Annotated in this window: 30 protein-coding genes and 1 other RNA gene; 29 read left to right on the top strand and 2 right to left on the bottom strand. The window is 47.1% G+C overall.

The genetic code is table 11. The features are described from left to right. The 23 genes from Q4Q52_RS05810 (at position 1) to Q4Q52_RS05700 (ending at position 14,169) form a co-directional block, all read left to right on the top strand. The gene (locus tag Q4Q52_RS05810; RefSeq protein ID WP_311990068.1) at positions 1-537 is read left to right on the top strand and encodes a hypothetical protein; all 537 of its coding nucleotides are present in this window, start codon (positions 1-3) and stop codon (positions 535-537) included. Further along, positions 534-1,049 carry a hypothetical protein gene (locus Q4Q52_RS05805; RefSeq protein ID WP_131524989.1) on the top strand — a complete coding sequence of 172 codons (516 nt, stop codon included), beginning with the start codon at positions 534-536 and terminating at the stop codon, positions 1,047-1,049. Before Q4Q52_RS05810 ends, Q4Q52_RS05805 begins: the two co-directional genes overlap by 4 nt. A 1-nt stretch (position 1,050) precedes the next feature. Beyond that, positions 1,051-1,263 (top strand): hypothetical protein, encoded by a 213-nt coding sequence (locus Q4Q52_RS05800; RefSeq protein ID WP_063884365.1) that lies wholly within the window; start codon positions 1,051-1,053, stop codon positions 1,261-1,263. Between the two features lies 1 nt (position 1,264). Beyond that, positions 1,265-1,900: a DUF3164 family protein gene (locus Q4Q52_RS05795; protein ID WP_263206600.1), complete on the top strand. Its 636-nt coding sequence runs from the start codon at positions 1,265-1,267 to the stop codon at positions 1,898-1,900. Positions 1,901-1,919: 19 nt separating this feature from the next. After that, a complete protein-coding gene (locus tag Q4Q52_RS05790) occupies positions 1,920-2,228 on the top strand; it encodes a hypothetical protein (protein ID WP_263182283.1) in 309 nt (102 codons plus the stop codon). 2 nt (positions 2,229-2,230) lie between these two features. Continuing rightward, positions 2,231-2,303, top strand: an RNA gene (locus tag Q4Q52_RS05785) — hammerhead ribozyme type II. A gap of 15 nt (positions 2,304-2,318) precedes the next feature. Then, positions 2,319-2,540 (top strand): hypothetical protein, encoded by a 222-nt coding sequence (locus Q4Q52_RS05780; RefSeq protein ID WP_131524992.1) that lies wholly within the window; start codon positions 2,319-2,321, stop codon positions 2,538-2,540. Continuing rightward, a complete protein-coding gene (locus tag Q4Q52_RS05775) occupies positions 2,534-3,169 on the top strand; it encodes a regulatory protein GemA (RefSeq protein WP_311990067.1) in 636 nt (211 codons plus the stop codon). Before Q4Q52_RS05780 ends, Q4Q52_RS05775 begins: the two co-directional genes overlap by 7 nt. After that, positions 3,162-3,617 carry a Mor transcription activator family protein gene (locus tag Q4Q52_RS05770; protein ID WP_311990066.1) on the top strand — a complete coding sequence of 152 codons (456 nt, stop codon included), beginning with the start codon at positions 3,162-3,164 and terminating at the stop codon, positions 3,615-3,617. Before Q4Q52_RS05775 ends, Q4Q52_RS05770 begins: the two co-directional genes overlap by 8 nt. A gap of 163 nt (positions 3,618-3,780) precedes the next feature. After that, complete coding sequence (locus Q4Q52_RS05765) at positions 3,781-4,425, top strand: GIY-YIG nuclease family protein (protein ID WP_311990065.1); 645 nt, start codon at positions 3,781-3,783, stop codon at positions 4,423-4,425. Between the two features lie 141 nt (positions 4,426-4,566). Then, entirely contained in the window at positions 4,567-4,995 is a 429-nt protein-coding gene (locus Q4Q52_RS05760) for a DUF4124 domain-containing protein (RefSeq protein ID WP_311990064.1), read from the top strand. Between the two features lie 483 nt (positions 4,996-5,478). Continuing rightward, positions 5,479-6,108 carry a hypothetical protein gene (locus Q4Q52_RS05755; protein WP_311990063.1) on the top strand — a complete coding sequence of 210 codons (630 nt, stop codon included), beginning with the start codon at positions 5,479-5,481 and terminating at the stop codon, positions 6,106-6,108. Between the two features lie 75 nt (positions 6,109-6,183). Then, a complete protein-coding gene (locus Q4Q52_RS05750) occupies positions 6,184-6,495 on the top strand; it encodes a hypothetical protein (RefSeq protein WP_311990062.1) in 312 nt (103 codons plus the stop codon). Then, positions 6,485-7,054, top strand: a complete 570-nt coding sequence (locus Q4Q52_RS05745; RefSeq protein ID WP_311990061.1) for a lysozyme — start codon at positions 6,485-6,487, stop codon at positions 7,052-7,054. Before Q4Q52_RS05750 ends, Q4Q52_RS05745 begins: the two co-directional genes overlap by 11 nt. Further along, complete coding sequence (locus Q4Q52_RS05740) at positions 7,051-7,635, top strand: hypothetical protein (protein ID WP_311990060.1); 585 nt, start codon at positions 7,051-7,053, stop codon at positions 7,633-7,635. Before Q4Q52_RS05745 ends, Q4Q52_RS05740 begins: the two co-directional genes overlap by 4 nt. An 84-nt stretch (positions 7,636-7,719) precedes the next feature. After that, positions 7,720-7,944: a hypothetical protein gene (locus tag Q4Q52_RS05735; protein WP_076500544.1), complete on the top strand. Its 225-nt coding sequence runs from the start codon at positions 7,720-7,722 to the stop codon at positions 7,942-7,944. Then, complete coding sequence (locus Q4Q52_RS05730) at positions 7,941-8,276, top strand: DUF2730 domain-containing protein (protein WP_076500542.1); 336 nt, start codon at positions 7,941-7,943, stop codon at positions 8,274-8,276. The genes Q4Q52_RS05735 and Q4Q52_RS05730 overlap by 4 nt, the downstream gene beginning before the upstream one ends. Next, complete coding sequence (locus Q4Q52_RS05725; protein ID WP_006087224.1) at positions 8,276-8,572, top strand: hypothetical protein; 297 nt, start codon at positions 8,276-8,278, stop codon at positions 8,570-8,572. The genes Q4Q52_RS05730 and Q4Q52_RS05725 overlap by 1 nt, the downstream gene beginning before the upstream one ends. Before the next feature lie 2 nt (positions 8,573-8,574). Then, complete coding sequence (locus Q4Q52_RS05720) at positions 8,575-9,144, top strand: DUF3486 family protein (RefSeq protein WP_012089151.1); 570 nt, start codon at positions 8,575-8,577, stop codon at positions 9,142-9,144. After that, positions 9,144-10,781, top strand: coding sequence for a hypothetical protein (locus tag Q4Q52_RS05715; RefSeq protein WP_311990058.1), 1,638 nt, complete (start codon positions 9,144-9,146; stop codon positions 10,779-10,781). Before Q4Q52_RS05720 ends, Q4Q52_RS05715 begins: the two co-directional genes overlap by 1 nt. Beyond that, positions 10,781-12,397 (top strand): DUF935 domain-containing protein, encoded by a 1,617-nt coding sequence (locus tag Q4Q52_RS05710; RefSeq protein ID WP_311990057.1) that lies wholly within the window; start codon positions 10,781-10,783, stop codon positions 12,395-12,397. The genes Q4Q52_RS05715 and Q4Q52_RS05710 overlap by 1 nt, the downstream gene beginning before the upstream one ends. Further along, positions 12,390-13,706 carry a phage minor head protein gene (locus tag Q4Q52_RS05705; protein ID WP_311990056.1) on the top strand — a complete coding sequence of 439 codons (1,317 nt, stop codon included), beginning with the start codon at positions 12,390-12,392 and terminating at the stop codon, positions 13,704-13,706. Before Q4Q52_RS05710 ends, Q4Q52_RS05705 begins: the two co-directional genes overlap by 8 nt. Positions 13,707-13,710: 4 nt before the next feature. After that, a complete protein-coding gene (locus Q4Q52_RS05700; RefSeq protein WP_311990055.1) occupies positions 13,711-14,169 on the top strand; it encodes a phage virion morphogenesis protein in 459 nt (152 codons plus the stop codon). Here Q4Q52_RS05700 and Q4Q52_RS05695 read toward each other — a convergent pair. Continuing rightward, the gene (locus Q4Q52_RS05695) at positions 14,166-15,008 is read right to left on the bottom strand and encodes a hypothetical protein (protein ID WP_311990054.1); all 843 of its coding nucleotides are present in this window, start codon (positions 15,006-15,008) and stop codon (positions 14,166-14,168) included. The genes Q4Q52_RS05700 and Q4Q52_RS05695 overlap by 4 nt on opposite strands. A 387-nt stretch (positions 15,009-15,395) precedes the next feature. Between Q4Q52_RS05695 and Q4Q52_RS05690 the strand changes: the two genes are divergently transcribed. Beyond that, positions 15,396-15,860: a hypothetical protein gene (locus Q4Q52_RS05690; protein ID WP_311990053.1), complete on the top strand. Its 465-nt coding sequence runs from the start codon at positions 15,396-15,398 to the stop codon at positions 15,858-15,860. Between the two features lie 405 nt (positions 15,861-16,265). On the opposite strand, the gene Q4Q52_RS05685 is transcribed toward Q4Q52_RS05690, so the two are convergent. Then, positions 16,266-17,102, bottom strand: coding sequence for a hypothetical protein (locus tag Q4Q52_RS05685; RefSeq protein ID WP_311990052.1), 837 nt, complete (start codon positions 17,100-17,102; stop codon positions 16,266-16,268). A 216-nt stretch (positions 17,103-17,318) separates the two neighbouring features. Here Q4Q52_RS05685 and Q4Q52_RS05680 point away from each other — a divergent pair, with 216 nt between their 5' ends. From Q4Q52_RS05680 to Q4Q52_RS05660, 5 genes are all read left to right on the top strand, one after another. Next, positions 17,319-17,531 carry a hypothetical protein gene (locus Q4Q52_RS05680; protein ID WP_311990050.1) on the top strand — a complete coding sequence of 71 codons (213 nt, stop codon included), beginning with the start codon at positions 17,319-17,321 and terminating at the stop codon, positions 17,529-17,531. A 14-nt stretch (positions 17,532-17,545) separates the two neighbouring features. Next, positions 17,546-18,526 (top strand): SH3 domain-containing protein, encoded by a 981-nt coding sequence (locus tag Q4Q52_RS05675; RefSeq protein ID WP_311990049.1) that lies wholly within the window; start codon positions 17,546-17,548, stop codon positions 18,524-18,526. Positions 18,527-18,605: 79 nt separating this feature from the next. Then, complete coding sequence (locus Q4Q52_RS05670; protein ID WP_311990048.1) at positions 18,606-19,763, top strand: phage protease; 1,158 nt, start codon at positions 18,606-18,608, stop codon at positions 19,761-19,763. Then, positions 19,763-20,683, top strand: coding sequence for a Mu-like prophage major head subunit gpT family protein (locus tag Q4Q52_RS05665; RefSeq protein WP_311990047.1), 921 nt, complete (start codon positions 19,763-19,765; stop codon positions 20,681-20,683). The genes Q4Q52_RS05670 and Q4Q52_RS05665 overlap by 1 nt, the downstream gene beginning before the upstream one ends. 82 nt (positions 20,684-20,765) lie before the next feature. Then, complete coding sequence (locus Q4Q52_RS05660) at positions 20,766-21,278, top strand: HI1506-related protein (RefSeq protein ID WP_311990046.1); 513 nt, start codon at positions 20,766-20,768, stop codon at positions 21,276-21,278. The last annotated feature ends 2 nt before the right edge of the window (positions 21,279-21,280 follow it).

Raw genomic sequence — 21,280 nt, 5'->3', positions numbered from 1 at the left:
ATGGCACAAGTCAAACGCTCAACCCCGTTAAGGCACAGCGCATGGTTGTTTATGTGCTGCTGTCGCAATCGAAAAGTTAGTTTTAGTGCTGAACAGGTTGGCGATGCATCGGGAATGCCCAAGTGCCTCGCGAATCGCTTTTTGCGTGATTTGTATCGAGAAGGGCGCTTAACACTCGAATGGAAAGGGCGTACAGGGCTGACTAACCGCTACTGGTTAAACGATGACAGTCCGTTAAAGCGCCAGTCTCAGTTAGCCAAGATTAAAGCGAATCAGCGGATCTGGAACAGCTGCCGCATCATGCGCAATTTCTCGATTGAAGAAATCATGGTCACAGCTAGGGTGGCGCGCTCAACGGTAAAGCGTTACCTCAATGCCCTGCAACGGGCAGGCTTGATCCGCATCAGAGCTATCGAAGAGGAAATGGTCATTTATCACCTCAACGTTGACTGTGGCGCTTTAGCACCAGAGCTAATCGATGACGGTATTTATGCACCAACCAAATCGAAGTTTTATCCCTATAGGGAGGCGCTATGAACAAGGACAATTGGTTCCAAGTGCTTGAGTTAAAAGTCAGTGAGAGCAGCCAAGCGCAGATTGCCAGAGAGCTAGGTGTCAGTCCGACCATGCTTAATCAGGTCCTGCTGAACAAATACAAAGGCAATATCGACACCATTAAAAATCGTGTCGAAGGGCGCTACTTACGTCACCACGTACAGTGCCCCGTTGCAGGACAAATCAGCGTTGATACCTGCAAAGACAATCAAGAACGGCCTTTTAGCTCTACCAACCCACAACGCGTCCGGCTCTATCGCGCCTGTCGCGGTGGCTGCCCACATTCGCAGTTAAAGCAGTCGGCAGTAACACAGAGGATCGATGTGCAATCAGCGACAGACAGTCGTTACAACGTAGAGGAACAGCTCGCGTTTTGTCGCCGACTCGCCCAGGGCGATCAACTACAGCATATCGAACTACTCGAAAGAGAATTGCAAAAGGTGGCTAACCGCCTAAATAGCGCCCTTTGGGATAACAAATGGAAAGGTAAATAACATGCAAACAAAAGCTATCAATGTGATTGCCGCCTTAAGGCTTCGTGGGATGAAGGTCGTTAGCCAGCATCGCGGTGTTATCCAAATTGACGTTCCAAGCCGTGATTTTAAACGCATGGCAGTTGAGATTATCGAGAACATTAAAGGCATTCGTCGCCGTTGTATGGCGGTGCAATTTCATGGCGTTACAGTGCGCTGGAATGAGGACAAATAAGATGAACACACAAGAACAAACCCACAACCAAGCTGCTATTCCGCAGGGCTACCGCAAAAACGCGGTAGGCGATTTGGTGCATGAAGATCGTATTAAGGCCGTGGACAAACTGCGCGATGAAGTGGTGCTGGCTATTGTCGGTTCAGCCAAAGAACTGCGTGAACAGATGCTTAATTTCAAACTGATGACGATGGCACAAATTGATGGCTTTGCCGAACTATCGGCCAGTGAATATGGCGTTAAGGTCGGTGGCAGTAAGGGCAATATTTTGCTTACTAGCTTTGATGGCAAGTACCAAGTGCGCCGTGCTGTAGGTGAACACCGCGTATTTGATGAGCGCATTCAAACCGCTAAAACCTTGATTGATGACTGCATTAAAAGCTGGAGTGGTGGCGCGGATACTCGCTTGATGGCGATGGTTGAACATGCGTTTCGGGTAAATCAACAAGGTCGTATCGACGTTAACCAAGTGCTCAGTCTGCGCCAGCTGGATATCGACGATGCCAACTGGAAACGGGCCATGGACGCCATAGCCGACGCGATTCAAATCACAGGCACTAGCCAGTACCTGCGCCTATATGAGCGTCAGCCTAATGGCAAATACACCCAACTACCACTGGATATCAGCACCCTTTAGGGTGGGCAAGGAGCACATCATGACACTCAGTACACAATCGGGCATTCAACACCTATTCGATGACAACCAAGCCGCACTCGATCGGGTGGCGTTTCAATTACGCCAAGCGACCTTACTTGAAGCTAGCTTTGACAATCTGCGCAGCGAGCTCAGTGGCCTAGCTGCTGAAAGGCCGCATTACTGCTTGATGATGTGCGCCGCGCTGCTCAATGCGCTCAAGGAGTTAAGCCAAGAGTTTGCAGGCGAACGCCGCGCTGTGATCGCCTTTTTTATGGAGAAGTCACTCAATAATTTAGAACTGCTAGAGCCAAAGCCAGTAATGCGTTAACCCTGCGAAACCCGCTCCATAGCTTGGAGCGAGGTCTGTCTAATGTAGTGATTAGGCACTGATGAGCAGCTAACCAAAGAGTAAAGATGAATGACACCCTATGCTAAACGCTTACTCAAATATGCCATTGCGAACTGCCCAGTTAGGCCCGTTCGTAAGGGGAAAACTAAGGCAGAACTGCTCGCCGATCGTGAGCTTTGGGCTGTTAACTTTTTAAATGCAGCAACACCGAATTGGCAGCAGCTTAAGAGTCAGCCTAAAGCCATCAAGATAGTATCCAGTGCGACAACCGATGAGGATGACGAATGTTAGAAACTAATCAAAAAGCCCCTGTGCATACTAATACGCAGGCGCACCCAGTCGCTCAACACAAGAAGCGCCTGATCACCTTAATCAATGTGGCTAAGGGATCATTGCAGCTCGATGAAGCCATCTACCGCGCCATGCTGAAAAATGCCACGGGTAAAGATTCCTTGCGGGCAATGAACTTGCCAGAGCTTGAACAGGCGCTAGAAGTGTTTAAACAAAAGGGCTTTAAACCTACTGTAACCAACAATAAAACAGCGGTTAAACGCCGTTTAAGTCCTGCTGCAGGTAAAAGCAAATTGGCCAGCATAGATAAAATACGTGCCATTTGGATCTCCATGGGCCACCACTTAGTCATCCAAGATAACAGTGAGTCGGCGCTTGATGCCTATGTGCGTCGCATGACGCTACGCAGCCGCATTACTAATAATCAAACCCAAGGCGTGGACGCCACCGCTTGGATGACAGAACCGCAAGCCTACAAGGTACTTGAAAGCCTGAAAAACTGGCATAAGCGCGTACTTATCGAGCGCATTATTGTCCGAGGTGAACGGCTAAAGATGAATGAAGCTGGTACAGGCCCCGCAAACTATGAAGTGATCGTCGCGCAATACGAGGGGCATGGCCATGAGTAAGCACATCCTAAATGCGGTTAGCATTTCCGAATGTCAGTTGGATTTATTGTCCACCAGCGCCGCCGAGCTGGAACAAGCCCTCGAAACCTTAGCCACGCTTAAGCCCGATGAGCGTGAGGACTTCATTCGTCGCTGGCCCTCAACCCTGCAAAGCCTGTGCGATGTGATGCGTCAAACCCTAAAACAATACGATATTGATAACGCGGATAATGTGAGTGAAGCCTTAGCCACCAGCCTAAGTGCCTACCTAGGTGGGCGCGATATCTACATCCCTAATGGTGAGCGCCTCAAGGATGCGCTGCGGGATATCCGCATTTGGCGCGAGTTTAAGGGCAATAACCTAGAGCAGTTGAGCCGTGACTATGGACTCACCGAGCGCCGGATCAGCCAGATAGTGGCAGAGCAAAGAGCTGCATTTGTGGCAAGGAAGCAGAGGAGATTGTTTTAAGTGCCTTAATGTAACACATTGTTTCATATTGGGTATTTGTGATGTTGATATTTGGGGGATTAAGCTTGGCCAGTTAATATAGGAGAACATACTTTTCAAGGCGTTACTTATTGTCATGTAGGTCAGTCTTAAAAGCTGAAACTCATTATATTAGGAATATTAAATGCACGTGTTTTTGACTCAGAACTTAAAAGCATTTCAAGTAAAAAATGCTAAGCATGTCATATATGCACATGAAAACCTTAAAGATGAGGTTTATATTGGCCAGAGTGGGTGCATCGTCAATCGTTGGAGTGAGCATCAACAAATCGCAAATTCAAAAAATCATCCGGAATACGAGCAAAAATTTAAAAAAGCACTCCGAGAACATAAGCACTGGAGACACTATATTGTTGCTATCGCCAGCAATCAAGAAGAAGCCGACAATGCGGAATCTGCAGCAATAGCATATTACAAACCTTGTTTGAATTCGCATCCTGGCCCAAGTAAAAACATCAAAGAGATCTATGGTTTTGTACCATTGAACACCAATGGTCGAGAAATAACCATTGAAGGAAAAACGATTACAAGGTACATGACGCAAGAACGATTTACAGATAGCGAGCGAAAATCAATACGCTGTAAAGCAATCCGAAAGGTAGGCAAATCTCATGTGAGTTTTGAATGCATTAATGATGGTTTTAGAGTGAATATTTCACACGAAAAAAGAATCGGTTTTAAACCTGGAGACACCGTATTGATCACTCATGCTGCAAAAGGTAAAACATTCTATACAACAACTGATTATAGTGATGTGGTGTTAGTCTAGTAATACTAAATTTGATGGTGTGACAAGGTTATTATATAAAACATAATTTGTACGGGGCTTCAGTTTAAGCCCTGTTTTTTCTAATTTATTGACGTTAGAATCAATCTTTACAGGGATCTCAAACAGTTAGGATGTTGATACATGCTGAAATGGAAATTACTTGGAAGTATTGTTTTAATGTGTAGTGCAAGCGTTCATGCAGAAATTTACAAATGCACAGTCGATGGAGTGGAGACATTCAGCCAAGTTCCTTGCGCTGAAGATGCCCAGTCTATAAGTGTTACTCCTCCTGCAAAACTCTCATCAGCTCCCCTTAACGAAGCTGACCTCATTGATCAATGCGTTGCTTACTTCAAACGCGCTGGCGATTTTAAAGATCCTGACTCTATAAAGGTTGAAGGTCATTTTTTCGACTGGCTGCAGGATGATAGTGGTGCCCGCAGGGTGCTACAGATAAAGGTCAATGCCAAAAACAGCTATGGGGCATATGCAGGTGGTGAGTATCGCACATGTTTTTTGAACTATAACGGGACGAAAATGAGTGATAACCAGTATTTAATAAAAGGATAATATAGCTATATGTTATTTTCCCGAGGACTGATTTTTTCGCTCGTCTTTGTCTTAGTTGGGTGTGAAAAACCAAGACATATTATTGACTTGAACTACCTGCTAGATAATCCTTCAACATTGTATTTGTCTTATCTTAAATATGATGGCTCGAAACAAATTCCGTATGCTTATTGTGATTCGATTGTTGATCTGCATAACATAGTTTTGATGGATAAAGGGACTGAACCTTATCTTTTCATTACGTGTTTAGGTTTTGATGAGATATTCGAACGCGCTAAGGAAAGATCTCGTTTTTTTAAGTACAGTACATTAGATAAATATGGGGTTCTGAGATTCTGTGGATGGAGGGATAACTATATTAAGTTAAATGAAGATTTTTCATACAAAAGTGTAAGTCCTAAAGTTGGGCTAACAGGTAATTGTCCATCTGTCACTGTATCCATGTTTCTAGATTTGTAACTGCAAGAATATTAAAGGTATTTTATGACTAATGCTCTAAGGCGGGTGAGCGTTTTTTTTACACATCATTGGCTTAAGGTCGTCTCGTTGGTGATAGTTGTGGCATTGATGGGCTATTCATTCTGGCTGTTGAAGAAGATGTTTATCACCAGCTCTGATTTTGTTACTTGGAATATGGCTGTATGGTTTTTTGCTTTAATCATTAATCTGTTGCCATCGATTTCAGAGCTTTCATTAGGTGGGTATGTGCTGAAGTTAAGGGAAGCAACCAAAAATGCTCAGCAAACTTTGGAGCAGATGCGGCCATTCATGCTCAATATCTATAAGCAAATGCTACTTTCTATGAAGATAGCAGTTCAAAAACCTTTTGCATTTGCTGGCGAATTAGATGACAGGATTGAACCATTTTGGTCTTTGGTTAGTGCAATTCGTACTGATGGATTAGAAATTGAACTTAATGAGGAGATAAAAACTACAGCAACAAAGATTGCACTAGACCAGCTAAAAAATTTATTTACTGCTCACCATGTTGTGTTGCGTGAGATTGATTATAAGGAACTTGTCGATTTAAGTGGAAGTGATAAGTATGAGTGCCTTATGTCGTTGGAACCGTTCATAGAATACCATCGACTTTATAAATTTATTAAAAACTAATCCCGAAACCTTTCCAATCCGCTCCAAACCCTTAAGCCGAGACAATGAACCCATGTTCACTGTCTCGGTTTTTTTATGGCCTTTGTCACCCACAATACTTCTCGTAAATGCCAGAGTCGCAGCGGCGTTAACAGTATGCCGATTGCGAATGCGCAGCCCAAACGCATTCAAAGCCGAGTCTATCGCCAGTGCGCTAAGGACGGTTTTAATGCCCGCATCAAGGCGGAGTTAGCAGGCGATGTGCCCGCCGCCGTACCCTTGTATAGCCACAGTCTCACCCGTCAAAGCTACTTTGAACAAGGCTGGCATGCCGTCACTCACCTCCATGTTTTAAAAGCCCGCGAGCAACGCAAGGCACAAGCTATGGCGGTGCCTAATGAACAGTAAACTCAAGGCGATTTTACTAGCCGCAGGCTTAAGTTCGGCAGCCATAACTGGCGCACAGCTTACCGATAAATGGGAAGGCAATAGCCTGAGCGTCTATGTCGATGCGGTGGGCGTTCTGACAGCCTGTCGTGGCCATACGAGCAAAGACTTAAAGCTTGATCAAATCTTCACCGAGCAGCAATGCATGGAGATCTTTGCCAAGGATATCGCCAAGGAAGATAAGCAGCTGCTTAGCCTCACAGCGCCCGTAACTCTCACCCACAGCGAGCACGCCGCCTATTTATCGTTTTTGCACTGGGCGGGATACGGCAACTTTGCCAGCTCAACCCTGCGCAAAAAGCTGTTAGCTGGGGATCGTGTGGGTGCCTGTAAGGAGCTAACCCAAGCCTGTTCAACCAATAAGCAAACGGGTGAGCGCGTCTGTAATGGCTGGACGTATGGCACCGACCTATTCGGTAACAAGGTGCGCCTAAATGGCCTCATCAAGCGTCGTGCCGAAGAGCAAACCATTTGCCTAAGCGAACTGGGCCTCTCGCAATCAAAGGGGGGCGCGCAATGAATCCCTCACAAATCATTAGCACTGTGCAGTGGCTATTTTTGTCACTGGCATTAGTCACCATTGGGCTGATGTACCAGCAACAGCAGAGCACTAATAGCCAACTCACCCAAGCGTTAACTGACAATGCTGCCCTGCAACAGAGCGCCGACACCCTAGCGGTATGGCTGCAAGACGCCAACGTTGAACGCATTGCCCTAAAAGACGAAGGCGAAACCCTCGCCCTGCAGGTGCAAACCGTCGAACAGCAAAAGGCCGCGTTAGCTACCCGTAATCAAGACCTTAACCACCAACTCACCCAGTTACTTGAGGACGCCCAGGATGAACAAACACAAACATGGCGTGTGGCTAGTGTGCCTAACGATGTTGTGCGCGTGTACGACAATGCCGCCCGCTGTGCGTTACGTGCCCACTTACAAGACCGCGTATGTGTTGCCGCCAGAAGCACTGATGCGCGAGTGCAACGTCACTCAGGTACCGCCACAGGTCTTGCAGTGCCTGCAAACCCAACAGGAGGTGTGCCTTCGCAACCCACCGCTCAGCAATCAAGAGTCAGCGGGGCTAATGCTCTCGCTACTCACTGACCTTGGGCAATGCAACCTCGACTGGCAAGCCCTGCACGATTGGCGGCTACGCCATCAAACAGACCAAACAAAATAAGGAACCCCATGGACGAAACCGATTGGGCTAGCAATATGGAAACCCGCGAGCGAGCTGCCTGCGTTGATGCAGTAAGGGATGCCGCCAAGCACAAACAGCATCGCCAAGGCAATGGCATCTGTATTGATTGCTTAGAGCCAAATGAGCCACAGCGGCTTAACGAGTTGCGCTGTATTAGTTGCCAACAGGATGAAGATAAGCGCCAGAAGCAGCGCTATGGGACGCGTTTATGATCGAATCGCTATTTGAATATTTCGGTAAGTATTGGGGCTTCATTGGCAGCGTCATTAGCGTTTTCTGTGCACTGCTGATGGCGTGGTTTAGCACGCGATTTACCCCACGTATTGAGCACGAAAAGGTGATCCAAAAGGTGGCTGAAATCGACAAGCGCCTTAGCGAAACTGAAATGCAATTGGAGTACATGCCGACCCGTGACGAACTGCATGCGCTTGATAAAACCCTCACAGGTTTAGGTGAGCGTTTTGGCGCAATGGAACAAGGCATTCGGCGCTTAGAAACCAAGACCGACATGCTTCTCGAAAACGAACTGAAAGGAGGCCATTAATGGCGATGCAGCAAATTATCAATGAGCACCAACGCCTTGTGGTGCTTCGATTACTGACCGAGGCGGGAGCCTTCGCACTCAACGAGTCCATCTTACAAGATGGCTTAAATGCCTACGGCCTCGACATTAGCCGCGATGCCTTACTGGTGCAGCTGGCTTGGCTTAATGAGCAAGGGCTGATTAAAACCGAGTTAGTGGGCAAAGTGACCACGGCCACGCTAACAGGTCGCGGCCAAGATGTGGCGACAGGCCGCGCGGTAGTGCCAGGGGTTAAACGTCCACGGGCGGGAGAGTAGCCATGGCGAGTGAAACCCGAGGCCGCCGCTCTAAGGTGGATTTACTGCCTGATCCTATTCGCAAGAAGCTCGATGCGGGGCTGCGTAATGGTTCGATTCAGCAGATTGATTTGCTCGATGAAATCAATGCGCTGATTAAAGCCGCTGGCTTGCCTGAGGAAAACCAGCTTTCCCGTGCAGGCATCAACCGTTACGCCACCAAGATGGAGGCCGTGGGTAAATCCCTGCGCGAAATGCGTGAGATCACCCAAGTGTGGACGGCAGAGCTGGGCGATAAACCCACAGGTGAAGTCACTAAACTCATCCTCGAAATGGCGCGTTCGCAGCTGTTTAAAGCCCTATTAAACCAAGATGAAACAGGCGAAGGTGCCGACGTTGGCATGATTAAAGACGCCATGTTAGCGGTGCAGCGTTTGGAGTCTGCTGCAATGGCCAGCCATAAGCGCGAGAAAGAGATCCGCACTGCGTTCGCGGCCGAAGCGGCTAATGCCGCCGAGAAGGTAGCTAAAACTGCAGGCTTAACCAGTGATGCCGTGGCCTTGCTTAAGCGCGAAATACTGGGGATTGCCTGATGACCATTAAGAAAAAGGTGTTAGCAGCCGCGACTGCGGTAGCGCTAGCCATCACGCCCACGGCAAGCAGCTTTGATCCCACGTACGAGGCAAGTTGCCTAAGTCGCTTTGATCCTAAAGAGGTGCTACTCGGTTATCAGAAACGCTGGATAGCCGACGAGTCACCGCTGAAAATTGCCGAAAAGTCGCGCCGAACTGGACTCACTTGGGCCGAAGCTGCCGATGCTTCTTTAACTGCAGGCGCTGCCCGTGGCCAAGGGGGGACTAACCATTTTTATGTGGGCAGTAACAAGGAGATGGCACGGGAATTTATCGACGCTGCGGCCATGTGGGCCAAAGTATTTGATAAGGCCGCAGGTGAAATCCAAGAAGAAGTCTTTGTCGATGAAGGCCAAGACGGTAAAGAGATCCTGACCTTTGCCATTTACTTTGCCTCAGGTTTTAAGGTGCAGGCGCTATCGAGTAATCCCTCAAACCTACGCGGTATGCAAGGCAATGTGACCATTGATGAGGCCGCGTTCCACGAACGCTTGGCCGAAGTGCTAAAAGCGGCATTAGCGCTAACCATGTGGGGCGCGAAGGTACGCTTGATCTCCACCCATAATGGCATTGATAACCAGTTCAATGAGCTGATTAATGATTCCCGTGCGGGTAAAAAAGATTACTCCATTCACCGCGTCACCTTAGATGATGCCTGTAATGAGGGGCTGTATAAGCGTATTTGCCAAGTGCGCGGCATCGAATGGAGCCAAGCGGCCGAGGATGACTGGAAAGCAAAATTACTCAAAGCCACAGCTACCGAAGAGGACGCATTAGAAGAATACTTCTGCGTGCCTAAATCGGGCGGTGGTGCCTATCTTAACCGCGCGTTAATCGAAGCCCGCATGGCCAGCGTGACAGATAGCGGCCCCGTTGTTCGCCTTAAAAAAGACGACGCTTTTGGACAGTGGCCAGAGGGTTTGCGGGCGGCGGAGATCCTTAAGTGGTGTGAGGATGAACTAAAGCCGGTTCTCGATAGCTTAGACCCTGCACGCCCCCATTGCTTTGGTGAAGACTTTGCCCGTAGTGGTGACTTAACTGTGATTGACGTGGGGGAAATCGCCCAAGATCTCCACATCAAAATCAAGTTACAGGTCGAGCTTAAAAACATTCCCTTTCGCCAGCAAGAGCAGATCCTGTTTTACATTGTGGACCGCTTGCCACGGTTAAGGGGCGGCGCGATGGATGCGCGCGGTAATGGTCAAGCGTTAGCGGAGTACGCCCAAGATAAATACGGCAGTGAAGTGATCGCCTGCGTGATGCTGTCTGAGTCCTTTTACCGCGAGCAAATGCCACGTTTTAAAAGTCACTTTGAAGATGGGCTGTTAACTATTCCAAGGGATGACGACACCAGTACTGACTTGCGGGCTTTAAGCATTAACCGTCGAGGTACACCATGTCTTGGCGATGTGCGGACAGGCCAAGAAAAAGAACGCCATGGTGATGCCGCGATCAGCCTGTTCTTGATGGTATACGCCTCCACCTTAGACGGTGCACCCATAGAGTTCACCCCCATTCCTAGAAGTGATCACCGCAATCCGAATGCCCATGCAAGTGCCCATGAGGATGATCATCAAACGCAGCGAGGTTGCTGGTAATGCAAGAAAAAACAACTGAATCACGTATTTTGGACGCCAGTGGTCGGCCGTTTAAGCAGCGTGAAGCCAAAGCACTGCAGACCGACGATGTGCGTTTAATTGGCTTGCAACGTACCTTTAGCCAGCACCCAAGTAGCGGCTTGACGCCCGCCAGTGCAGCCAATATTTTGCAGGCCGCCGAGCAAGGCGATCTCATTGCTCAATGTGAACTGGCCGAAGATATCGAAGAGAAAGACGGCCACCTTTATGCCGAGTTAGACAAGCGCAAACGGGCGTTGATCGGCGTGGACTATTACTTAGTACCACCCCGTAATCCGACGCCACAGGAAAAGGCCGACACTGAATATCTGCAAGAAATGCTTGAGGAAGGTAACTGGATAAAGACGCTCATTAAGTCAATGAGTGATGCCATTCTCAAGGGCTTTAGCATGCACGAGTTAGCCTGGACGCGAGAACTTGGGGAATGGTTTATTGAAGTGCCAGAGTATCGCGATCCGTCTTGGTTTATGACTCACCCTGAGCGGCGCAACGAACTGCGCCTGCGTGATGCCAGGGTCAATGGCGCTGACCTGTGGCCCTTTGGTTGGATCAAACATATTCATCCAGCCAAGTCGGGCTATGTCAGCCGCAGTGGTTTAGTGCGTCAGTTAATCTGGCCGTTCATTTTTAAAAACTACAGTGTGCGCGACTTAGCCGAGTTCCTTGAGATCTACGGTTTGCCGCTGCGTATTGGTCAGTATCCTGCGGGTGCCAACGATGAGGAAAAGCGCGCCCTGTTAAATGCAGTGATGAGCATTGGCCATAACGCGGGTGGCATTATGCCCAAGGGCATGGTGATGGATTTTGAGAGTGCAGCCACAGGTCAAGCTGATCCCTTTGATTTGATGATTAGCTGGGCTGAAAAGACCATGAGCAAGGTGATTTTAGGCGGCACCTTGACCAGCCAAGCCGACGGTAAAAGCTCAACTAATGCGCTCGGTAACGTGCATAACGAAGTACGCCAAGAGCTGCGCGATGCAGACCTTAGCCTGATTGCCGAAACCTTAACCCGCGACATAGTGGCCCCTTTATATGCGCTTAACTGCAAGAGTTATCAAAGCCAACGTCGTCATCCTCGTTTAGTCTTTGATACCACAGAGGCCGAAGATTTACGCGCCTTAGCGTATCCGCTGCGGGCGTTCGTCAGCATGGGCATGCAGATCCCACAAAACTGGCTGCATGAAAAGACCCGTATCCCTAAGCCCGCTAATGGCGAAGCCGTGCTGGTGATCCAGCAAGAAGACCCCAATGCCAGCGCTGCAGGCGGTAATGACAATCAGCAGACAGCATTGGCCGCACTCTCTGCGACAGAGGGGGCGGCTAAGCAGTCAGATGCCCCGTTGAGTGAACCGAGCCAAACCGCCTTAGATAAAGCCTTGGATGCACTCACTCAAGGGCAAATGAGCGAAGCCTATATGGCGATGGTTGAGCCATTACTGGCACAACTGCAGAGCGAGCCGGAGCAACTGCGCGCCCAGCTGGAACAGGACTATCCCGCCATGGATACCGAGCAGCTTACCGAAACCTTAGCGCGGTTAATGTTTGTGGCCGAACTATGGGGTATCGCCAATGCCTAAACAAAGAGTGCCTAAAACCGTTGATTTAAGCATTGCCATTAACCAAGCCCCCGCCGATGCGGTGGCCTATTTCCGTGCCAAGGGTTTTGCCATCAGTGACGATTGGCAAGACGTGTGGACCCGCGCCCACGCCCGTGCCTTTACTGTGGCCAAGGCAGCACAGATGGATGTGCTCACGGCGATCCGTAATGAAGTGGATGCAGCCCTAAGCCAAGGGTTAACCGCTAAGCAGTTTCAGGCAAACCTTAAACCGCAGCTTGAAAAGCTCGGATGGTGGGGTAAAAAGGAAGTCGATGGCCGCGAGGTACAGCTGGGGAGTCCCTACCGCTTAAACACCATCTATCGTCAAAACTTGCAAACGGCTTACATGGCTGGTCGCTATCGGCGCATGTTGTCGCGCACTAAAACTCACCCCTATTGGCAGTATGTGGCGATAGATGACGGCCAGACACGCCCAGCACATGCGCGGCTTAGGGGTAAAGTGTTCCGCTTTGACGATCCAATATGGGACATCATCTATCCCCCCAATGGTTGGGGCTGTCGTTGCCGCGTTCGGGCGTTAACTGAAGCGCAGATTAAGGCGATGGGGATCACTGTGGAAAATGGCGAAGGTTATATCCAGCGCTTTGACACTGAGACAGTCGCGCGCGGAACGGGTGAAGTGTTAACCGTGCCCCATGCGCGTATCGATCTGCCCGATGGCAGCAGCATGAGCCCCGATTTAGGCTGGGCCTATAGTCCAGGCGAAGCCGCCTTTGGTACCGACGTAGCGGTGGCCAAAAAGCTTGGCACTATTCAATCCCTCGATACCCGCGCGCAGTTTATTCAAGCACTCAATAATAGCCCACTGCGCCACGCCCAGTTTGCAAAGTGGACGGATGAAGTACTCGCCAAACCAGAGCAGCAGAAGCGCCTAGGCTCAAGTCAGCAGGCGTTAGGTTTTATGACGCCATCAATTCAAGCTGCGGTAACGGCGCGTTTAGGCCGCGAGCCTAGCGCATTGCTGGCTATAAAAGAGCGGCAACTCAGCACAGCGCAAGCCTCGGTGACGCCTAACCAGTTGCAGCAATTACCGCTGATGCTGGCTAAGCCTGAGGCCGTTCTATGGGATAACGATAATCAAACCTTGCTCTATGTGTATCCAATTGAAGGGCAAGCTGATGATGAACGAGCGAGCAAATTACTTATCGCGAGCCATTGGCCATTACAGCGCACACCTAATGAGGGCCAAGTGGAAGTGCTTAAGTTATCACTAGCAGATCTGCAGCAAGCCCAATACCAAGTGCTTGAAGGCAAGTTAAAGGGTTAGCGCTATGAGTAAGATTGATATCACCCTCAGCAATGACACTGTCATACAGGTGCTGACAAGCTTGATGAATAAGCTCGACGACTTAAGCGAGCCGATGAACGATATTGCTGCCGTGCTCGAATCGGCCACCGAATCAGCGTTTGAAGCAGAGGCCGATCCCACGACAGGCCAAGCTTGGGCATCCTTAAGTGATGCCTACCTTAAGACAAACCCTAAACGCCAGGGCGGTAAGATATTACAAGCCAGTGCTGGCGGGCTAGCTGCCAGCGTAGCTGCCGACAGCGGCGACTTTTGGGCGGCCATTGGTAGCAATAAAATCTATGCCGCTATTCACCAGTTTGGTGGCACCGACGATATGCCCGCAGGCCCAGCGGGTATTCCGGCACGACCATACCTCGGCGTAAGCCGTGAGAATGAGCAGTCTATGTTAGGGATCTTAGGTGGGTATTTATTGTGGTCTTAAGATTCTGTGGCACTTGGGACTTTGGCTACATCCAAGTATTCCCCCATCAAGGAGGCAATAGTTGAAAGTCTGTCCTGTGTGATCTCATTTGGATAAATTCGTTCAACTGCTTGCAGCATATCGAAAGAGTCGAACAAATAGGCTCTTGCAAACTCGGTACTTTCATTTATGGAATAGTATTTAAGTGCTAAGTCAGAAATGAGTATAGTCTCACGTCTTATTCTATTTAAATGGCTTGTTACATCTTGGTTTTTACTAACAGCGTTTGCAAATTGTGGATTGTAGATTGGGTCAATATTTACCAATGTGATATGAAGAAATGAACTGTACGTATCATCAAGTCTGCGCGTCGAAGTGGGGCTTGTTGGAATTGATTTTATTGGAAATGGTTGCCCTATAATCACTTCATATTTTTTTTGTGAGCGCTCTAATAGTCGCGTTAACTCATTTAGCTTTGCTTCATTTTTGATATGGTTTACTTGTTCCACCATAGCTTTTCGGCTTAGAGCCGTCTCTTCTTTGGTTTCTGCAAGTTCTTGGCGAGTCAGGGCAAGTTCCTGCCGTGAAAGCGCTAGCTCATCCATCTGATACTTTAATGACCATACTAGTAGGCTAACAGTACCAAAACCAAGTATAGGGTTTAGCACGCCTCCAAAATAATCTCCAAAAGCACCAAAGTCGCCTTTATCTCCGACACCTCCATGGAAAATTGAAAAGTAAAGGAGTAGTAAACAACCCGCGATCGTGGCCAGTAGAATGATGAGCCATTTAAACGACTTCTCAGCATTAGAAACTAGAGTCTGATCGGCTTGAGGTAGCTTATGAGGATTGGTGGTCATGTGGCGTCCATGCTTTAAAAGTAATGACAGTATTCTAAGGTGACAAGCTCCGAAGCGTAAAGCTCTCAAACGTGATTTAAGCGCCTTAACTCTCAACTTGGTGTAACGGCTTATCTAAAAACCACTTAAACGCTTTAACAAGGATTTAAACGGGTTTTAAACTGGGTTATGCTGGGTTAGGTTGGTAGTTTATGATAATACTCTTGCTATACAGAAACCCCAAACAACTCTAAATATTGCATCAGATAACTCACAACTGCTTGATGATCCGGAATTAACAAAAAGTTCATCGTATGGTCTTGAGTATCTTGGTATTACATTTATGTTTTTGGGGTCATGTATTTTTTGTATATAAAATTTAAAAATTGATTGTCGTATGGAGATATTGTGGAAGATAAAAATGTAAGTTTTGCGGTGCTACGTTCGGATATGGGGACGCTGAGCATCCCCCTGCCGGATGTTATGATTAATGCCGTAGCTGGGAAAAAAATCGACATTTCTTATGGTTTGAATAGTCTTTTAAAAGCGAGACTACCTGTTAAGAAATCTAAAACAACACTCTCTATAATGGATACTGAGTTAGAGGTTGAATTAGATGATGATGTGCTAAATAGACTGGATGAACTAACCGATGCAGCAATTAGTAATTCAGAAGGTTTTGCCTCTGAATTTTATGATTTATTGAGATCTGCTTTACCTTATGACGATAGACCATGTTCAACTAAGCAATTCGAATATGCTGAATTGATAGCAACTACATTAGGTGTAGATCTGCCAAAAAATTTAATATCTAGCTCTGAAGTTTGTTCTGAATTTATTGATAAGCATCAGGAAGGTTTTAAGTTACAATAAGCCCAAAAAAATGCAACTTACAATCATGCTAGAAAGCTAGCGAAGCAAGGCTACGCAGACTTTTTGTATCGTAATGGTCACTCATTTGTTGAAATTTGCTCAGTATTTGATGTCGCTAAAGAGTCGACCGTGATTAAATATATCAATGAATATAGAGAATGGGTCAAGGAATTCCAACTCTATAAAAATGAATATCAATATATGTATGTAGAGCTTATTTCTGCTGTTATTAAGGAAACCTATCCTAGTTTTAACGATTTCCCTGATACTATTGAATGCTTAGATTAATTACGAAATCTTTCCAATCGGCTAGTTAGTCCACTCGACCATGATGGGCACTCCAATGTTATTGAGAGTGCCATTGTGTCAAAACTAAATCCGCTAACCAAAATTAAGCTGTAAAGCTTACTTCTGCAGGTGATTATTCGTTTCAGCTAACTCTATATTGATTATTGCAAGCTGTTTAGCTATATCTTCTGTCCAAAAGATATTCTGGAATGGCTGTAGCATCGACTTTGCCTCATTTAGGTATATCATTGCCGTTTCTTTGTTTTCTGAGGAAGAATAATATTTTTTGGCAACTATTGAAAAGTTGACTAACAGTGTTTCAATATTGCTCCAACTACATTGTTGTTTTTGTTTTAAGGAGTATTCGTAAAGATTTTTTATGTAGACTTTTGCTTCCTCTATATCTTGTATAGATGACGTTGAATCTTCATAAAGTAAATTATAAATAGTGAGTTCATAAACTTGTTTGCTCTCAGAAAATTTATGTTTATGTGCTTGCCAGAAAATGTGGAAAAAATCATCGGTAATTTTCACTTTTGAAGTGATTTGAGTTCTAAACTGAGCCCTTATATCTGTAATTACTCTCATTAACTCATTTAATTTAGCTTCTTGTTCTAGATGGTTAACCTGCCTTTGCATTGCATCACTACTTCTAGCCAATTCATCTCGGGTTAAAGATAATTCCTTGGATTGAATTTTCAGTGAGTGTACAAGAAGTATCACAGTAGCAAACCCTAATATTGGATTTAATACTCCGCCTAAGTAATCTCCAAACTGGCCGAACTTTTCTTGATCAGGTACACCTGAATGAAAATTTAGGAAGTAAAGGCCTATTAAAAGTAAAGCGAGTAGAGCAACAAAACAAACAAGTCTAAAATGCCAATCAGCAAGCATTCTAGATTGCTCTACAAGTGAAGATTGGTCTTTTTGTCTTGCAGTGGGATTGGTGGTCATACGCCGTCCTTGGATGTAAAAGTAAGGGCTCCATTCTAAGGGGAAGGTGCTTTTATCGCAAAGCGCTAAAACGAATTTTAAGCGGCTTGGTTCTCAATTTGGTACAACGGCTTATCGCAAAATCATTTAAACGCTTTAACAAGGATTTAAACGGATTTTAAACTGGGTTATGCTCGCACTCATTAACCCAACAAGGACAACATTACAGGAGGTTGCATGAACTTGATTAATAAATTGGTACCGAGTGGAGGTAGTCACTTTAGCTTAGGCTTAAGCAGTTGGGTTAATGGTGATGGTGTAGAGCCTCCATTACTAAAGCACTTTACCGAACAAGCAACAGGTGGTGGAACTACCCAGCCTGAATCAGAAGGTGCTGGCGCAGATATTTGGATAGTGTTGATTTCGATAGCCGTAGTATTACTTAAATAGATGAGGTGTTAAGGATGACAATCAATAAGGTAATGACCAAAGGCTTTGATAACCCTTTAGCAAAATTTGATGAGGTCAATGCTAAATTGGCTCGTTTTTATAGTACGCAGAATAAAATTAGAGAAATACAAAAGGCTTTTGAATTACCTAATGCAATATCTCAAATGTTGAAAGATATTGATAATTTAACAACCCCTATAAAAGCCCTTCAGCCAACATTAAACTTGGCCACTGCAGGAACAGCATTTACGCAATCACAATCACCCAGTTTTCTTGCTCGAATGTTAGCGCCTCAAAGAACGCTATTGGATGGTATGACAAAGTTGTATCCTCAAATAAGCCCATTACTTACTCAATTAGGAAGCACTACCTCTGGTGTGTTTTTCTCTAAGTTTCTAACAGATAATTTAGATTTAATTCTCCCCAAGCTACCTGCGCTAAATAGCGAACATTTAGCTTTACTGGAGGAGGCGGCTCAGAATATTTCCGATATATCCCCTCTAAGCGAGTCAGACCTAAGTGAGTTTTCGGATACCTTAAAAGCAGCTCAGGCGGAACCGAGTACGAGATTCTGGGACTCTTTACTAAAAGACCCTAAGAGTCTACTAGTGATTGTTCTGTTTTACATGTTGCAGGTTTTAGGCAACATGGGACAAAATTATGTCTACGATTTAGCCAAGGCTCATAATGTACTTCCGTATCTAAATAATCCTACATCGGCATCTCAGAAGGAAGTTGTTACTAATGCCAAGAAGGACTTATGTTTGGAAAATCTTAGAGTCTGCAAATATGTAGATGCGAATATGCTATATGTTCGCGCCGAAGGCCGCCGTAGTTCTTTTGCTATAGATTCGCTACAGCTTGGTCAAGGCGTCTTTGTTATAGAACGGGACGAGTCTAGAAGTTGGTCATTTATTGAATATTTTGATAGTGAATCTCAACAATACCGTACTGGTTGGGTGTTCTCGCGTTACCTAAAACCATACATAAAATAATCCCGAAACCTTTCCAATCCGCTAGCGATTCAAGTGAGATCATTATAGGTACTCCAATGTTATTGAGAGTGCCTTTTTTATGTCTGCAACCACCACCGCTTTGGGCTTTGCCGCCTTAAGCAGCCAGTTAAACGTCAATCCAGAAGCAACCTTTGTGGTTGGTGAAGATGGCTACATTCAGGCGCTGCCTGATGGCCACTTTGCTGCCGTCGATGGTCGCCCTGATGATGTAGCTGGTGGCAAGTGGTTGATGGATAGCGTTGCGTTCGCGGCCCTGCGAGCAAACACCCCCCATAAAGCCGGTGATCTGGTTATTGACTACGAACACCAAACCCTCAACAAAGAGAAGAATGGCCAGCCTGCACCCGCTGCGGGTTGGTTCAACATCGATGACGTGCAATATCGACAGGGGCAGGGCTTGTTTATTAAGCCGCGCTTTACCGATAACGCCATCGCTTATCTCACTGCCAAAGAATACAAGTACTTCAGCCTAGTGTTCGGTTACGACACCAGCACTGGCCGCCCGCAATTTATCCACTCAGCCGCGTTAACTAACCGCCCTGGTGTCGATGGCATGTTGCCACTCGCATCGTTGGCTGCACTGGCTGCTCTTAATACAAGCCTCAATCCATACGAACCTATCCAATCTACCGACACGGAGGAACTCCATGTGAACCCATTACTGAGAAAAATTTTAGCCGCCTTGGGCGTTGAAATTCCAGATGACGTGACAGCTTTAACCGCTGAGCAAGAGGTCGCGGCGCTATCTGCACTTAATACGCTAACCACAGCAGCAAATAGCGTTGATGGCTTAAAGCAACAGCTTACCGCGCTGAGTGCTACATCGCCCTCGGTTGATCTAAGCCAATACGTTCCAGCGGCCACGGTCGCTGCACTGCGCGCGCAGCTGGTGGCGCTAACTGCTGAAAACGGCGTGCTTACCGTTGAGCAAACCGTGAAGGCGGCGATAGACGAAGGCAAAGCCTTTGAGTGTGAACGTGATTACCTAACCAAGTTAGGCCAGCAATCCATGGTGGCACTGACTGCCAACTTGGGTGAGCGTGTGGCTATTGCCGCATTAACGGCCAAGCAAACCACCACAGTTCCCGATCCTATCAAGGACAAGGAAACCAAACTCGCGGCACTGACTGCCGACCAAATCAAAATGGCCGATTCTTGGGGCATGTCACAAGCTGACTTTGCTAAAGCTATCGCCGCTGATCAGGAGCACAAATAATGGCAGCTATTAACGCCCCAGTATTACAAGCCCTGCGCACTATGGTGCGTAGCGAGTTTCAAAATGCTTTAGCTAAGACTGAGCCACTGTATTTAAAAATTGCCTCAGTCGTGCCAAGCAATACTAAGTCCAATACCTACGGCTGGTTAGGTTCAATGCCGACCATGCGCGAATGGATTGGTGCGCGGGTGATCAACTCCATCAAAGAGCATGGTTATTCAATCACTAACCGTACCTTTGAAACCACCATAGGTATTAGTCGTGATGATGTGGAAGATGACACTTTAGGGATTTACAAACCTATGGTGCAAGCATTGGCACAGGAAGGTGAAGAGTTTCCCGACGACTTGGTGTTCGAGCTATTAGCTGAAGGCTTTGGCACTTTGTGTTATGACGGGCAGAACTTTTTTGACACTGACCATCCCGTTAACGAGAAGCACGATGGTACGGGTGCTGACGTATCGGTGGCCAACATTGTGGTTGATGGCGCTTATACGGGGGAACCTTGGTTTTTGCTCGATACCACGCGCCCATTAAAGCCACTCATCTTCCAAGAGCGTCGCAAGCTGGATTTAAACACCCTGTTTAATCCAACCGACCCTGCAGTTTGGACCAATAACGAGTTCCAGTTCGGCACCGATATGCGCTGTGAGGCGGGCTTTGGCTTCTGGCAGATGGCCTTCGCCAACAAGCGTACTCTCAATGCCACCAACCTATGGGGCGCTTACAAAGCCATGCAAGCTTTTACCAGCGACGGCGGTAAGAAACTCAAGATTCGCCCCAATTTGTTGGTGATCCCAGCTTCTCTTGAAGACGTCGCACTCAAGTTAATGACCCGTGAGCGCATTGATGAAGGTGGCGTGACCGTGGATAACGAACTGAAAGGCAAGTTCGAGATCCTTGTGGTGCCGCAACTTTAGGTGTTCACCCCTTAAGTTTGAGTAGCGAATCGCAGGCACAAGGATGCGCCTGCACCCCAACATCGAGTGAGGTAACAATGAAATGGCGAATCCTTCTAAGAACATTCAAGTCCTGTTGGTTATCTGTCTTGCGCACACTGGCTATCGCCGTGCGGGCATGGCGCTTACCAAAGGCGAAAACCTTATACCGCTGGCCGAGCTGTCGGATGAGCAAGTTGCAGCATTTGAAGCTGATCAGCGCCTTAAAGTATCCGTGCGTGATATGGCACCAGCGTCGGGGAGTGTGGACATTCCAGACGGTGATCAGACATTAGGCACAGATATCACAGGCACACTCACTGGTGTGAAAGAGCCCAATGGTGAAGAGAAAGTCTTGGGTGAACTGTCAGTAAAAGAGCTGAAAGAACTGGCAAAAGACTTGGCGATCACGGGTGTTAACTCGATGAATAAAACTGACTTAATTAGTGCGATTCAGGCAGTAAAAGTCACAGTGCCTGGTGAAAACGAAACGGCTACCCAAAACACTGAAACGCCTAGCGCTGAAACGGAAAGCACTGAACCATCTGGCACAACCACCAACGCAGCAGGTGAGTAGTC

The sequence above is a fragment of the Shewanella sp. SP1S2-4 genome (assembly GCF_031932075.1).
GTDB classification, from domain to species: Bacteria; Pseudomonadota; Gammaproteobacteria; order Enterobacterales; family Shewanellaceae; genus Shewanella; species Shewanella baltica.
Note: the sequence above shows the minus strand (reverse complement) of the source record. Positions and strands in the feature narration are given on the sequence as shown.